This is a genomic window from Rufibacter sp. LB8 (genome assembly GCF_014876185.1).
GTDB lineage: Bacteria > Bacteroidota > Bacteroidia > Cytophagales > Hymenobacteraceae > Nibribacter.
Map to the genome: position 1 here is coordinate 168,273 of NZ_JADALJ010000001.1, position 15,319 is coordinate 183,591.

A 15,319-nucleotide genomic window follows, 5' to 3' on the forward strand; every position below is an offset into this window, starting at 1 on the left:
GGGAATTCCAGTGAATTAGTAGGGAGAATAACCGAATTAACCTGCCTTTTAGACATGGTTAAGTGTTGGACAGAGCTATTACAGCACGTGCTTTTCGTTTTCAATCACGTTGTTCAGCGTCCATTCCACGCGGCCCACGAAGTCATGCTCCCGCACCCGGCAATCTGCTTTGGTGCAGAGGCGGCAACTGGCCGGGGGCAGGCAAGGGTCCAGGTGCACGAAGAGTTCCACCACATCGCCCATTTCCTGCGTGATCTCCTCCTGCAGCGCGTCTACCTCTTTGTGTGATTCCTGCAGGTTAAAGTACCAGGGCAAGGTGAGGTGGCAGTCAATGTGCAGCTGACTGCCATATTTGATCACGCGCATGTTGTGCAGGTCAATCCAGTTGGGCCGGCGGCGAAAGTTGAGCACCGTAATGATGCGGACAATCAACTGGTGGTCGGCCTCGTCCATTACCCCGGAGATGGAGTTCCTGACCAGGCCATATCCTGTGTATGTGATGAATGACCCGAAAATAATGGCCACCACGGAATCCAGCCACAGCAAACCGGTGAAATAGATGCAGCCCAGCCCCAGTACCAGACCCGCGCTGGAATAGGCATCTGAAAGCAGGTGCTTGCCATTGGCAATAATGGTGAGCGACGAAGACTGCGTGCCTCTGCGCACCAGGTAGCGCCCCGCTACGTAATTGACCAGCCCGGCCGCCGCCGTGAGGTAAATACCAATGTCCATCTGCATGATGGGCTCTGGGTACACCAGCGTGTAGATAGACTTGATGATAATGCCAATACCTGCCAGGGTGATGAGGGTGCCCTCAAGGCCAGAAGAGAGAAATTCTATTTTGCCATGGCCGTAGGGGTGGTCCTGGTCTTTAGGTTTGGCCGCCAGGTACACGCTGTACAGCGCAAAGCCACCCGTTATAAAATTGATGATGGACTCCAGCGCATCGGTGAGAATGGCGTTGGAATTGGTAAGGAAGTAGGCCGTGAACTTAACCCCCAGCAGCAGCAGTGCCACCACTAGCATTAAGGCCATTAATCTAATACGGTCAGAAGCCGGGGTGGAGGGCATAAACAGGCGAATGCGGAAAATTTCCTGCTAACAGAGGCAACACACAGAAATAGGCCTCAAACCCAGGCAGGCGTAAAGGCGAAAGAATGCTGAGAACAGGCCAAAAATACCCGTAAAAAGCGTTTTGGAACGTGGGAGAGAATGGGTTCTTTAGAAGATAAGCCCAATCAGCCAGGCTACCAAAGACGCCAGCAGGCCCAAAAAGAAAAACAGGAAGCCCAGTATAGGTTGCATGGCAATTCAGTTGGTTTAGGTAAAGATAGTATTTACTTTTAGATGCAACAACATCTTTGAAATATTCACCGGCCCGGTAGTAGGTTATTGTGTCATAATTTCTACTTTAGCTGTTTCTACATTAATTTTGCATCACGTAACGCTATACTCCTTTACCAGTACCCATTTTTATGAATACCGTGGTCAAAAAGAAAGTTGCCGGAATGCCCATTGAGACATTGCTGAAAAACAGCCATGAAATACCGGTAGACAATGCAGCCGTTAACCAATGCTTCGCCAAACTGCAGGCGCTGCGGCAAACCTACATGGTGAGCCCCCTGAAAGGAAGCAATGTGTTTGTCTTGCCGCGTCTCAAAAAGTAAGCTCAGATAGCGCAAATGCCTAACCAAGTCATTTTTGTAGATGATCTGGTAGAAGTAGCTTCTGTTTGAACTGGGGCTAGGCACAATCTTTCTTAGGAAGGTTCTCTTGATTCTTACGTCAAAATAGGCCCAGGGAAGCATAGCCCTGAAATCAACTTAACGCATAAAGTCCCGTTTTCGGGCTCATTTCTGGAAATGAGCCCGAAAACGGGACTTCGTTTTTTACTTCTTCGGCTTAGTCTATAAGTCCCTGCTGTATGGCGAACTTGATAAGCGTGGCGGTGTTGCGGGCCTTGGTCTTCTCAATGAGGTGCTGCCGATGACTCTCAATGGTACGCTTACTGGCGAAAAGTTTGTCCGCAATTTCTGCGTTGGTGTAACCTTCGGCTATAAGGCGCAGCACTTCCATCTCCCTTCTTGACAACTCCGGCGACGGTTTCTGGAACCCCTCAGGAGTGGCGCCATCCACGGGGGAGCGGTTGAGTAATTTAAGCGCTACTTCAGAGCAGATAAAGCTGTTGTTGCTGGCCACCGTTTTAATGGCGTGCACCAGTTCATCTCGGCCGGCCGTTTTGAGCACAAAGCCGGTGGCGCCAGAGGCACGTACTTTGTGTACATAGCTTTCCTGGTCTAACATGGTGAGCACCAGAGCCTTCACGTCTGGGTGTTTTTCCTGGAGGTGCTTGAGCGTTTCAAACCCATCCATCACGGGCATGTTCAAGTCCAGCATCACCACGTCTGGCGCGGTGGTTTTCAAGAGTTCCAACAGTTCCTGGCCGTTGGCGGCCTCACCAATGATCTGAATAGACCTTTCCGATTTTAACAGTGATTTTAACCCGTCTCTAATGATGGTGTGGTCATCCACCAATACTACCTTTACCATACCTTTCTGAAAAAATAAGCCATTCCCTTGTCTGGGTGAATTTATAATGGACCTTGGGTGAACGTGGTGCCCACAAACCAATACATTACTTATACGAATTTAATATGTTTGACTCACCAATTTCCAATTAGGTTACAGAATAATTGGAATTCAGTATTAATACGAGTACGCTAATTGGGTATTAATGACATACTTAATGCCAGTTTCACCGTGTATCTTTGTTAAGTAGAGACAGTTACGGGGTTGGAGGTCTTTTCTGTTGGTTTTATAATTTTTCTATACGGTCAAGGCGGCTTTTAGGCGGGCAATTTGCACAGAACCGGTAGGCAGCAGGTGGGGGGGCGGGGATTATGATGTCCACCCATACTGGGTCTGTGCAAATTACGGCTTCTTCTGGCGGGGGGGCACGTCTCAGGAGAAAGTATGGTTCATGTGAGATTCAGACGTGTGGGCTCTTTAATGAAAGTGGCTGGTTTCCTTGGGGTTATGAGGAAGAAGCTAAGTGGCATTGAAAATTGTTGCGCATGCGCTCACCCTTTAGCACGAAGGCTATAAAAAGTGCTAACCCCGCAGTTCAACCCACTTATAACGGGTCAAATAATAAATTGTCAGGTTTTTGTTTGTATCTAATAAATTTTATAATTTCAAAAAAAAATGTCTATGGAGATTATCATTGAAGAAGAACCAACGGCTTACATCCTGCGGTTACGGGGGGAATTGGACGCTTCTACCTGCCTGGAGGTAGACAAACAAATTGAGATTGCCATGACCAAGTCTGTGGAGCACTTATGGGTAGACTGCCAGGAGTTGCGTTACATTTCTTCGGCGGGTCTGGGCGTGCTTATTTCCCACCTGGGTACCTTGGAGGCCCGCAGCATCAGCCTGGTGCTGTACGGCATGAGCAGCCAAATCAAGAACGTGTTTGAACTGCTGGGGCTTCACCACCTCATGACCATTGTGCCGTCTAAAGAAGACGCCCTCATGCAATTACGCTAGCCTATGCGATAACATTACTCCTCTCTTTTTTTCTTACCAATCCCGCTTCCTGTATTGATTTCTTTCTTCAGCCTGCTGGCATAAACCAGGGTTAGGCACAAACTATTTTGCTCTGGCCTTGGCGCCTGCTGATAAAATACCGGCGAAGGCAATTTCTCTTCTGTTCAGGTCTTTTGAATTATCCACTTGTTGCTGGATTTCTGGCAAAGTTTAATTTGAGTCGAAGGTAAATCACTGCCCGATTTCCGTTTTCGGGCTCATTTTCAGAAATGAGCCCGAAAACGGGAATTCTTATCTTTTTACTTCTTGGCTGACGTTTCTGGAGCGGCTTATAGGTGATCCAGCAAAACTCTTTATGGGTTTTACCTTGCATCGTCATACCCTATGCTTTTTTAGCCAAGGCAGTTCTGCTAAGAGCCCACGCATAACGGAGCTGGCCTTACTGCACACAAGTACACGCCTGATTTAATGCGGGAATTCTATGGTCACGGTAGTGCCTTCGCCAGCGGCTGAGTGTACCTGCATGGTGCCTTGTAAAAGCTTCACCCTGTATCTGATGGTGGTCAGGCCAATGCCTTTGGAAGTGGAGGCGCGCTCCAGCATGGAAGGCGGCATGCCCTTGCCGTTGTCGGCCACCCGCACCCGCACGGCAGTGCCGGTGTCCACTACCTGCACCAAGGCCTCCGTGGCTTCGGCGTGTTTCATCACGTTGTTGAGGAGTTCCTGCACAAACCGGAACAGGTGCGTCTCAATTTCATAGTCGGTGGGGGTGTCAAAGCCTGTGATCACGCACTGCACCGTAAAGGAGCCGGTTGACAAGCGGGTGGCCAGGTCTTTGAGCGCAGATCGCAGCCCGAAGTCCTCCAAAACCCTGGGAATCAACTCATGGGCCAGCGTTCGGGTTTCTTTGATGGCGCCTTCCAGAAAGCTGTAAACCTTTTCAAAGGGGTCTTTCAAGTCTTCCTTTTCTGGTATTTTGTCCTTGATTTCCTCCAGGTTGAGTTTGGCGGCGTAGAGCAACTGGGCCAGGCTGTTGTGCAGGGCTTCGGCAATGCGTTTGCGCTCCTCGTTCTGGGTGGTGAGCACCGCATCCATAATGGCTTTTTGCTGCTGTAATTTATGTTTCGTTTCGGCGGTTTGCTTCAATTTCTGGCTAGTGGTGTCACGTATGATGCCCAGAATGCCAGAAACTTCTTTCTCAGCGGTGAATAAAGGTGTTAGGCTAATCTCAAAGGACCTTTCATCTGGCAAGAACGGGAAGCTGGTGAGAGTGAGGGGCTTTCCCATCAGAACGCGCTTAAGTTTCTGAAGTAGGCGGCCGTGGGCCTGACCTGCCAAAACTTGCTCAAGGGAGCGGCCCAGCATGCCGGCTCTCTCTTGGGAAGTGAACTGCTCCATGGCTTTGTTCCAGGCGGTCACGGTCAAGTTATTGTCCAGGGCGACGATGCCGTGCAAATGGGTTTCCAGCAGATTTTCTGAGAATTCCTTCTCCAGGGTCAGTTTTTCCTGGGCTTCCTGCAAATCTGTGATATCAATTCCGAAGGCGATGCCCAAATTGTTCTGCACATCCAGAAACCCGTAGTTCTGAAAATAAACCTGCTTGCCTTGGTAGTCAAAAGCGGCGGTAAAACTTCTGATTTGCCCCGAGAGCACGTCTTGAATGTTGTCCCGTAGAAACGGGAAAACCTTATAAATGCTTTTGCCTACCAGTTCATTGTCCGCAATACCAACGCTGCGTAATCCATTTCCCCTAATATCCTGGTAGTTTCCTTGTTTGTCAATAAGGGCCAACACCAGGGGCAGGTTTTGCAACAGTTGGTTAAGAACCATGGTCTGGAACTGCACCTCGGCTTCTGCTTTCTTCTGCTCGGTAATGTCCAGGCAGAAACCAATGCCGCCGCCGGTGGCGTGGTCATGCAAAAAGTAATTCTGTTTGTAGATGGTTTCGCCGTTTACCTCTGCCTGGGCCACAAACACCTCTGTGTTGCCTTTGAGCACGGTCTCAATGTTGGGGACAATGCTAGGGTTCACCTCGGTGATTAAGCGGCCTTCCAGTTCATGGTCTTGGTAGCCAATGTTCTGCAAACCAGAACCCACCGCCTGCGTAATGCGCCCTTCCTTGTCTATGCGCCAGATAATGACCGGCAGATTCTGGAGAATGGCGGAAATAGTATTGTCTTTCTGCCGCAGGTCTTCCTCGGCTTTGAGTTTCTGGGTGATATCTTGGGCAGTGCCCACCAATTGAATAGGCACGCCGGAAGCGCCGCGCTTGAACACCGTCTCCCGGAAAAAAATGTTACGCCAGGTGCCTTCCTTGTCTTTGATGCGCACCAGTGACTCCAGAAATTTACCGTCTTGGACCTCAGCAAACCGCTGGCGGCGCTCAAACAGCAGATGGGCATCTTCGGGGTGATACAGAGAGTCCAGTAAATCACGGGGGTGGCCTTTCACGTCTGCGTCTGTGTAGCCCAGAAAAGCCAGAAAATTGCGGTTGGTGTACAGGTTGCGGCCATGCACCAGGTCTTCCACGTAAATAAAATCAGGCATGGCCTCGGCCATTTTGGAGAGGAGCAGTTGGCTTTCCTGCAGTTTCTCATTGGCAATGCGCTGCTGGGTCACGTCTTCAAAGGTGAGCACAAAGCCATCGTCTAATTTCACGGCCACGCAGTTAAGCCAGTGGTCTTTGCCGTTCTTGCTGAAACGGGTGGTGAAGGTGGCGGGCTGTCCGTTTTCCACTACCTGAATCGCCGTGTAAAAATGGCCGTCGGGCAGCAGGGCGGGGTACAGTTCCATCAACTTATGGCTGCGCAACTGGTCTAGGGTGTAATCCAGGAAAAGCTCGGCGGTTTTGTTGAGCAGCACCCACTCAAAATCAAGCAGCGTGCCGTCTTGGTTGCGCACCGCCTTGAACACCTGTATGGCATTGAGGGAACTGTTGATGACAGCCGATAAAGTAGCTTCTTTGTACGAAAGGGCCAGGTGCGCCTCTTTCTGTTCAGAGATGTCTACAAACGCAATGCGTACCTGGTTTGGGTGGTTGTCATGGCGCAGCAAGATTCCCTCTAAATGCACGTAGTACGCATAGCCTGAAGTTGCCAAGATGCGCAGGTCTACCGTTTGCGGGCCGTTGGAGAGCAGCATCTTTTTGAAGAACCCGTAGTACGCGTCAAGGCTGTCTGAATGAATGAACTGGCTGAATCGGCGCGAAAGCAGTTGCTTTTCATCGGCGGCCAGCAATTCTACACCTTTGGCATTGGCTTCCTCAATCAGGCCGTGTTCATCTAGGGTCACGTACCCAAACGGCGATTGGTGGTAGAGGTCTTTGTATTTGGCGGTGGCGGCTTCCAGGTCTTGCGTGGCCAGTTGCAGTTGGTGGTTCTGCATCTCCAGCTCCACCTGATGAATCTGCAGCTCCTGTATAAGGCGGCGCACCTCATGGGGCGCCATGTTCTGCACATCTACCTCGCTCACCGGCTTCTGCAGTTTTTCTGCCTGCTGGCGCAGCAGGGAGAAATCATGGGCCAGGCCAATTGCTGCTTTTCTTTCTTCGCTCATGCCAATTTACCTTTCAATGCTAAAGAAACTGTTTTGCCTTTTATGAACCTGTTGACCAAGACGCTGTTACGCTAAATTTCCCCTCTGCTCGTTTCCGTTTTCGGGCTCATTTCTGGAAACGGAGCCAAAAACGGAAATTCATGTAAGAAGCAGTTAGCCAGAATCAGCTTTTCAGGAAAACGCGGCACCGCTGCCTGGCAAAATATGCGCCTAAAAAGGCCTTACTTTTCAAATACTTCCAGGGCCAATAAAATCTTGAAGGGTTTGCTTTCGGTTTGCTCCACGCGGCGGGTATTCAAGACCATTCTGCGGTAGCCCAGCACCGGAAACTCATGTTCTACTACTTCATTTTGAATCTCCTGGTTTTCATGCAAGACCTTGTTCATCAGTTGGCGCAAGGCTGGTATGTCCCATTGCCCGTTGCCCAGGTGGTAGAGCCATTGGCCTTTAAGTTGCTCCGGTATCAACTGGAACGTTTCCGCGAAGGCGTTGCTGGCGCACTCCACCCGCAACTGCCCGTCTAACACCACCAGCGGCTGCTGAATAATGTCTATGATGTTGGCGGCGTACAGGCTGGTGGCGGCCACGCTGGCTTCCAGGTTTTTGAACGTGGTGATGTTGGTGAACGTGACCACGGCCCCGTCAATAAAATTATCTGCGGTGCGGTAGGGCAGCACGCGCATGGAGTACCATTGCTGTTCATCTACGGTTTGCAGGTGCACTTCTTTGCTGCGCAGGCGGTCCAGCACTTCGCGCACATCTTCGGCAATGTGCTGGTATTTGAGGTTAGAGGCAATGTGCGTGATGGAGCGCCCAACGTCTGCCCGAATCAGATTGAAAATCTGGGTGACCTGCGGCGTGAAATTTCTGATGTTCAGGTTGTTGTCCAGGAAGATGGTGGCAATCTCGGTGCTGTCCAACAGGTTCTTCATGTCATTGTTGGAATTGGTGAGCTCCTCGGTCTTGGTCTGGAATTGCAGGTTAATGGTCATCAACTCTTCATTAAGGCTCTGCATTTCCTCTTTGTTGGTCATAGACTCCTCATTGGTGCTCTGCAATTCCTCATTAGCGCTCTGCAGTTCCTCATTGGTAGATTTAAGTTCTTCCAGCGATGAATTCATTTCTTCAATGGTGTTCTGCAGCCGCTGTTTGGTGTAGAGCAGTTCTTTCTCCAGTTCGGCCAGCCGGGCGTCTTTGAGGAAGTTTTCCTCTGGTTTGTCTTTGCCTTTTTTGGTGGTTTTGGGCGGCGGGGTGTCATCTAAGGCCACCATCAGCATGCCTTTTAACTGGTCTGGCTCCCGGAGCGGGGTCACGGTTATTTTGGCATGCACCAGGCCGTTCTCGGTTTTTACCTTTATGTTCTGGGCGGTCACTTCCTCGTTGAGCACGGCGGCGCGGCTCACCAGGTTGTTCAGCTCAAAGGTGAGGCCTTCGCGGGCCATGTCAAAGATATTGAGGTTGGCCTGGCCCTGGGCGGGCTCCAGAAACTTGCCGGTGCGCCCGTGTATGTAAAAAATATCGCCTTTAGGGTTGATGATAACGGTAGGCGGCGCAAAATGCGTGAGCAGTACGCGCTGCACCATGCCTCCTAGATTAGGTTCACGTTTCACGGATGTCTGCGGTTCTGGATGCGGTTTCACGGTTTCAAAAGAGGTAAAGGTAAACGGAAACTCCACCAGCCGCGCCAACGGAATAGCGCTGTCATTGCGGCGGGAGATTTTCCATTTGGAGTCTAAGGTGGTGAACATGTCTGGGTACCCCGAAATAGTCTCAGACGAACCCAAAAACAAAAGACCGCTAGGGTTGAGCGAGTAATGGAACACCGGAAACAGCTTTTTCTGCAGGTCTGCGGAAAGGTAAATCAGCAGGTTGCGGCAGGTGAGCAAGTCCAGCTTGGTGAAAGGCGCGTCGCGGTTGAGGTTATGCACGGCAAACACCACCATTTCGCGCAGCTCTTTCTTTACGTGGTAGTGGGTGTCTAGCTTGGTAAAATACCTCCTGAGCCTTTCCGGGGAAACATCTGCGGTAATGTTCTCCAGGTAGCAGGCGGCCCGGGCTTTGTCTATGGCTTCCGGGTCAATGTCTGTCGCGAACACCTGTATTTTCACGTGCAGGTTCAAGGCCTCCATGCATTCCTGCAGCAAGATGGCGATGGAATAGGCCTCTTCGCCGGTTGAGCAACCCGCCACCCACACGCGCACATAGTCACCGTCTTGCTTGTTTTTGAGCAGCGTGGGCAGGTAGGTTTCCTGCAGCAGCGCGAACGCCTCTGGGTCTCTGAAGAATTTGGTTACGCCAATCAGGAGTTCCTTGAACAAGTGCTCCACCTCAAAAGAATGGTCTTGCAGGTACTGCACGTATTCAGAGAACTGCACCATCTGGTGGCTGTTCATGCGCCGTTCTATGCGCCGGAAAATGGTGTTGCGTTTGTATTGGGAGAAGTCGTGCCCGGTCTTGTTCTTAATCAGCTGAAAAATCTTGTTCAGCATTTGCGTAGACTTGTGCGCCTCAATCATGTTCTTGCCTTTGATGGGCGGCATGTTGGCGTAGTCCATCAGTTTCTGGGGCATCTCCTCCACGGGCAGCACATAATCCACAAACTCAGTCTTAATGGCGTTGCGGGGCATGGCGTCAAAGCGGGCGGTGTTGGGGTCTTGCACCATCACCATCCCAAAATTCTCCATAATCATCTTCACGCCCAGCGTACCGTCGGCACCCATGCCCGAGAGCACCACGGCAATGGCTTGCTCCCGACGATTTTCTGCCAGGCTCTGGAAGAAGAAGTCAATGGGCATGCGCTGGCCGTTGGGCTGGTGCGGCTCCTCCAGCTTGAATTTGCCTCTTTCCAGCCGGGTCTCCTTGTTGGAAGGCACCACGTACACCTGCTCGGGCTGCACTTCCAGGTCATTGGTAATCTCAACTACGGGCAAGGAGGTGTAGCGCCTGATGATTTCGGCCATCATGCCTTTCTGGCTGGGGTCCAGGTGCGGCACCACCACAAAGGCCATGCCGGTGCCGCTGGGCAGGTACTGGAAAAACAGCTCAAAGCCCTCCAGCGAACCCGCTGAACCGCCCAGGCCCACAATCTGGAATTCTGGCGGGGCAGGCACCACGGGCAGCTTTACCTGATTGGTTTTACGGTTTGGTTTTACCGGTTCCGGTAGTCGGTCAGAAGGGGCGGGTGTAGGGTGCTCTGTTGATTCTGGATTCTCCATGTCATGGTTTCATAATAAGAAGGGCCGGGCTGTGCAACGGGGGAAAGGCAGCAAATCAGCGGGACAGGAAAGAAGTCGCCCGCTGGGGCAGGCAAGCTTTCCTTTTTCTTCAAAGTACAAGATACTACAATTACGGCAGGTTCTCTGCGCTGGCTGTTTTCAGGGTAAAAGATATGGGAGTAATACGGTCATAGCTGCGTATAAATTCAGAGAGAATTGCGGCTTACCAGTAAAGCGCGGCAGAATTTAGCTTTTTTGCTAGGGTGTGCGTAGTATCTGTACAATTCTACCCAAACTATGAAACTACCCCACCATGATATCATCGTGATTGGCACGTCGGCTGGCGGCATGGCGGTGCTCTGTGAGCTGCTGGACCAGTTGCCCGCTGATTTGCCCGCCGCCCTTTTCATTGTGCAGCACCTGGCCCGCAATTCCAACTCCCACATTTTGGTAGAACGCCTAAACAAAACCGCCAAACTGAAATGCCAGGTGGCCCAACACGAGCAGACCATTGAGTACGGAAACGTGTATTTTGTGCCTCAAGATTACCACCTGCTGCTACAGAAAGGCCGCATGCTGGTGACCAAAGGCCCCCGGGAGAACATGTTCCGGCCGGCGGTTGACCCGCTGTTCCGGTCGGCGGCGGCGGCGTACGGGGCCCGTGTGATTGGCATTGTGCTCACCGGCATGCTGCAAGACGGCACCGTGGGCATGGAGATGATTAAGCGCAGCGGCGGCATCACCATTGTGCAACACCCCCGTGAGGCCGAGTACCCCGACATGCCCCAGAGCGTGCTGGACATGATGGAAGTGGATTACGCCATACCCGTGAACGAGATGGGGAAACTGCTGCAGGAACTGGTGTTTGTTCCCGCTTCGGCCACCGCCGAAATTCCGGAAGACGTGACTTATGAAGCCTCCATTGCCGAGCGCTTGATGCTGGACACCGGCGAAATTGAAGACACCGAGATGATGGGCCCGCGCGCGCCGTATTCCTGCCCCAGCTGCGGCGGGGCCATGTGGGAACTAAACCAAGGCCACACCCACCATTTCCGGTGCCACGTGGGCCACTCCTTCACGCAAGATGCTTTCCTGGACGCCAACGTGCAGTCTATTGAAGAAACCCTCTGGATTGCCTTGCGCATGCTGGAGGAACGCCGCACCATGCTAGCCACCATGGCCGAACAGGACCGCCGCAAGGGCCACAACCATTGGTCAGAGTCTCAGCAGGAGCGCGCCGATGAACTCAAAGAACACATTGCGCGCATCAGGCACGTGCTCCTGGCCAACGCTAACGCCAAAAACAAAAGGGAAGAAAACAGAGAAGCCAGTTAAGGCTTCCTGTTTTTGGCTCCGTTTCTGGGAATGAGCCCGAAAACAGGAAAATCTATACCGTATAAATACAACCAGTCTCTAGTACTTGCCGTAATTATGTAGCTTAAAGTACTAGCGGATAGGTATGAGAGTGGAAGATAAAATACTTAAAGAAATCTACGGATTGGTAAAGGGCGATGCCTCACCAGTTCATTTGCCGGTGTCACCGGAAGTGGTGAGCCAGACTGCCGGAATTCCTTTGGAGGACGTAATGGCCTGCTGCCGAATTCTGGAAAACCACGGCTACCTCACCAGCGGCAGAGGCGTGCACGGGGCGGTTTATTATTATATCACCAAAATGGGTATAGCTGAAATTTTCAAACCCAGCCTGTCTTTGTACCTGTACACGCTGGCTTCTGGCAACAGAAAGCGAGCCTAACCAGATTCATACCCTAGAAACCGGGCATTTCAGGAAAATACCATTCTCCTGAAACGCCCGGTTTTTTTGTGCCTTTTTTTAACGGTCACTTTGGTAGGTTACCGTAACCTCTGAAATTACATTAACAATAGTTGGTTGATAGCTAGCCTATTAACAGAAAGAAGTACGCTAACTAAGCGCAGATTCTCCCCTTGAGCGTAGCTCAGCAGAGGGGTGTTTAAACAGGAGAGTGCATACATTGCAATTGTAGGGACAGGTCGCGACCTGTCCGGAACGGTGGCCGAAGCAACTTGCTCGCCATGAACAATGAAGTAGTCATCCACCAGGAAATGCGTGATCAGCAATGCGTGAGGACAGGTCGCGACCTGTCCCTACATGATCAACAACGCGTGAATCAGCAAGTGTAAACACCCCTCTACTGAGCTACGATCGCTGCCTCAAACTCTCGTTTGAGCAATCCCCAAGGGGAGAATCCGCAGTTAGGAGAGGCTGTTTGATCGGATAGAGTATATTGTCATTCTGATTTCACTTTTTTTTAGGGAGGGCGCATTTCCGTTTTCGGGCTCAATTTCAGAAACGGGCCCTAAAACGGATTGGCCCCTATGAAAGAAGCTATGCTTTCATGGAGACTATTCTTCTGGCTGTTTTTACAAATAGCTTAGTCTTCTTTCTCCCAGTCTGCCGTGTCTTCTGGCCAGATACCCAGGTAAGTGGGCTCATCCTGGGTTTTGCAGGCCCTGAACATAAGGCTGGTCTCAAAGGTGAACTCCACGTTGCCGTTCTTGTCCATGGCAATAAAGTTGCGGTCGCCTTCAATGCGGTCTTTGTAGAGGGTGAGGGCTTCCTGGCTGGCTTCTTTCAAATCCAACCCTTTGTATTTCATAAGGGCGTACACTTCATGGGCAGTATTGGCGCGCATGATGCCTTCGCCGTCACCGGTGCAGGACACGGCGCAGACCTCATTGTTGGCGTAGGTGCCGGAGCCAATGATGGGCGTGTCGCCTACGCGGCCTTTGTACTGGTTTACCAGCCCGCCGGTGGAAGTGGCGGCAGCCAGGTTGCCTTTCTGGTCAAGGGCCACGGCGCCCACGGTGTCTTTGCCGTAGGTGCTTTCCTCTTTCTGGGCTTCCTGAAGTTCTTTTTCCTTCTGCTCGGTCTTGAAATACTCGTCTGGTTTCATCTCCAGCCCATTCTCCCGGGCAAAAAGTTCGGCGCCGTCGCCGGTGAGCAGCACGTGCTCAGATTTTTGCAAGATGGTTTTGGCCAGCGTGATGGGGTGTTTGACGCGCATGACTCCGGCGGTGGCCCCGGCTTTCATGGTTTTGCCGTCCATGATGCAGGCGTCAAACTCATTACTGCCGTCTTTGGAAAGGCTGCCGCCGCGCCCGGCGTTGAAGAGCGGGTTGTTTTCCATGCTGCGTACGGCCGCCTCTACGGCGTCTACGGCGCTGCCGCCGTCGTTGAGAATGTGCCAGCCCGCCATCAAGGCGTTTTCCAGGCCTTGCTCATAAGCGGCTTGTTTGGAGTCACTCAGTTCGTTACGGCTTTTGTTTTCGGCCCCGCCGTGGATGGCAATTCCCCATTGTTTCTTCATGGTGCAGTGGTGTGGTTTTCTTTGGAAGGTGAAGCGTTGGTTGTACGCGTCAGAAACCCCACAGTTCCTGCAATAAATACGGAACAAGGCCGGAGTTTCTACGGATTCTTGCCCGCGGCAGCTTCCGTAGACTCAAACCTCGCTGTACTTCCTTCAGCCTGAGTCTTCAAACCAAAACCGAAAAGGAAAACCCAGATAGATTAAAACCTACCGGAAGGGCACCATTTCGGCCCACAGTTCTTCAAAGTGGCGGCTGTAGGCGGCGGCTATGAACTTGTCATTGGTGACCAGCACGTTTTCATGGTTGTAGAGCGCGGCGCTTCGGGTCCAGTTGTAGGAGCCGGTGAGCACGTGGCTGTGGTCTGCCACCGCAAACTTGTGGTGCATGTGGTTGGGCGTGTTGTCTACGCGTATCTCCAGGCCTTCTTTGGCCAGCTCGCGTATGTCTGCGCCTTTGTCAAACAGTTTCTCATTGTCGGTGAGTAGCTTGATCTCCAGGCCCTGGCGAAAAGCGTCAATCAGCGCCTGCGTGATACGGTCATCTGAGATGGTGAACACGCAGACCTGCAACGAGTTCTGCGCCGACCGAATGAACTGCAGTATGGCCTGCAGGCATTCATCGCCGGGGCTGAAATACACGCCGTTTTTGATTTTCGCCGGCTGCCCGCCGAAGGAAGAGAGAAAGCCCATAGAGATTTGAAAAGGATACAGGCGGTAAAGAACCAAAGAATCTGCCAAATTAAGAAACCGCGCGTCCTTGTTTAACGGCTGGGTTGGCTCACTTTCCGTTTTGGGGCTCATTTCCAGAATTGAGCCCCAAAACGGGAATCGGTTCAGTAAAATCCATTGAAATTCAGGTTTTTACAGTGGACAAGGCGTTCCGCTGGCACCACTTTTCGCTTGTTTTCTTCCATCACTACACTCGCTCAAACCAACCGTTGCCAGACGAAATTTAAGCCGAGGCAAGATTTTCTGCCAGAAAATTGCACAGTCTTTTGTATATTGAGATGGAAATAGCGCAGCGTATGGAAGAACTTTTACAAGCCTCATTTGCCGGGGCCAACCTTTTGGCTTCGGGCCTGCTCATTTTTGTGCTGCTCTACTGGGGCTCGGTGCTGTTGGGCGTGCTGGACCTGCAGTCCTTTGACCTGAACCTGGAAGCTGAGGTAGACATAGACGCCGCCGCCGATGTGGCTTGGCTCAACGCCGCGCTGGCCTTCCTGAACCTGGGCAAAGTGCCGCTCATGTTCTTTCTCACGTTTTTCGCGCTGCCATATTGGGTCTTGAGTGTGGGGTTGAACCACACCTTGGGCTCGGCCTCCAACCTGCTGGGTTATCTGCTGATCATTCCGCTGGCGCTGGTGAGTTTATTCGTGTCCAAATTTTTGACCTGGCCCTTCGTGAAACTGTTTGCCGCCATGGAGAAAGAGGGCGAATCTACCCAGCAACTCATTGGTCAGACCTGCACTATTCTGCTGCCCGCCAACAACACCCAGATTGGGCAGGCATCAGTGAAAACCAAAGGTTCGCCGGTGCTGCTGAACGTGCGCACCTCGCAAGACGCCGTGGTGCAGAAAGGCCAGACCGCCGTGGTCATTGACTATTTACCAGAAACCAACTTGTATTTAATAGAACCCTATCACTCCCTTTAACCCT

General features: G+C 51.7%; 11 protein-coding genes. 5 read left to right on the forward strand and 6 right to left on the reverse strand.

What is annotated here, in order from left to right; translation table 11 throughout:
- Window positions 1-78 precede the first annotated feature (78 nt).
- Entirely contained in the window at window positions 79-1,071 is a 993-nt protein-coding gene (locus IMY23_RS00765) for a cation diffusion facilitator family transporter (protein ID WP_192820218.1), read from the reverse strand.
- A gap of 404 nt (window positions 1,072-1,475) precedes the next feature.
- Between IMY23_RS00765 and IMY23_RS00770 the strand changes: the two genes are divergently transcribed.
- A complete protein-coding gene (locus tag IMY23_RS00770) occupies window positions 1,476-1,667 on the forward strand; it encodes a hypothetical protein (RefSeq protein ID WP_192820219.1) in 192 nt (63 codons plus the stop codon).
- 235 nt (window positions 1,668-1,902) lie between these two features.
- Here IMY23_RS00770 and IMY23_RS00775 read toward each other — a convergent pair whose 3' ends face one another.
- Window positions 1,903-2,550: a response regulator transcription factor gene (locus IMY23_RS00775; protein WP_192820220.1), complete on the reverse strand. Its 648-nt coding sequence runs from the start codon at window positions 2,548-2,550 to the stop codon at window positions 1,903-1,905.
- Between the two features lie 660 nt (window positions 2,551-3,210).
- On the opposite strand from IMY23_RS00775, the gene IMY23_RS00780 reads away from it, so the two are divergent.
- Window positions 3,211-3,546, forward strand: coding sequence for an STAS domain-containing protein (locus tag IMY23_RS00780; protein WP_192820221.1), 336 nt, complete (start codon window positions 3,211-3,213; stop codon window positions 3,544-3,546).
- 465 nt (window positions 3,547-4,011) lie between these two features.
- Here the strand turns inward: IMY23_RS00780 and IMY23_RS00785 are convergent, their stop codons facing one another.
- Both IMY23_RS00785 and IMY23_RS00790 read right to left on the reverse strand, forming a co-directional pair.
- On the reverse strand, window positions 4,012-7,101 hold the full coding sequence (locus IMY23_RS00785; RefSeq protein ID WP_192820222.1) for a PAS domain S-box protein: 3,090 nt from the start codon (window positions 7,099-7,101) through the stop codon (window positions 4,012-4,014).
- Window positions 7,102-7,322: 221 nt separating this feature from the next.
- The gene (locus IMY23_RS00790) at window positions 7,323-10,316 is read right to left on the reverse strand and encodes a CheR family methyltransferase (protein ID WP_192820223.1); all 2,994 of its coding nucleotides are present in this window, start codon (window positions 10,314-10,316) and stop codon (window positions 7,323-7,325) included.
- Window positions 10,317-10,613: 297 nt separating this feature from the next.
- Between IMY23_RS00790 and IMY23_RS00795 the strand changes: the two genes are divergently transcribed.
- Together IMY23_RS00795 and IMY23_RS00800 are read left to right on the forward strand one after the other, a co-directional pair.
- A complete protein-coding gene (locus IMY23_RS00795; RefSeq protein ID WP_192820224.1) occupies window positions 10,614-11,651 on the forward strand; it encodes a chemotaxis protein CheB in 1,038 nt (345 codons plus the stop codon).
- Between the two features lie 124 nt (window positions 11,652-11,775).
- Window positions 11,776-12,069: a hypothetical protein gene (locus tag IMY23_RS00800; RefSeq protein ID WP_192820225.1), complete on the forward strand. Its 294-nt coding sequence runs from the start codon at window positions 11,776-11,778 to the stop codon at window positions 12,067-12,069.
- Window positions 12,070-12,727: 658 nt separating this feature from the next.
- Here IMY23_RS00800 and IMY23_RS00805 read toward each other — a convergent pair.
- Complete coding sequence (locus IMY23_RS00805; RefSeq protein ID WP_192820226.1) at window positions 12,728-13,663, reverse strand: isoaspartyl peptidase/L-asparaginase family protein; 936 nt, start codon at window positions 13,661-13,663, stop codon at window positions 12,728-12,730.
- Between the two features lie 207 nt (window positions 13,664-13,870).
- Entirely contained in the window at window positions 13,871-14,353 is a 483-nt protein-coding gene (locus IMY23_RS00810) for a phospholipase D-like domain-containing protein (protein ID WP_192820227.1), read from the reverse strand.
- 335 nt (window positions 14,354-14,688) lie between these two features.
- On the opposite strand from IMY23_RS00810, the gene IMY23_RS00815 reads away from it, so the two are divergent.
- A complete protein-coding gene (locus IMY23_RS00815; RefSeq protein WP_192820228.1) occupies window positions 14,689-15,315 on the forward strand; it encodes an OB-fold-containig protein in 627 nt (208 codons plus the stop codon).
- The last annotated feature ends 4 nt before the right edge of the window (window positions 15,316-15,319 follow it).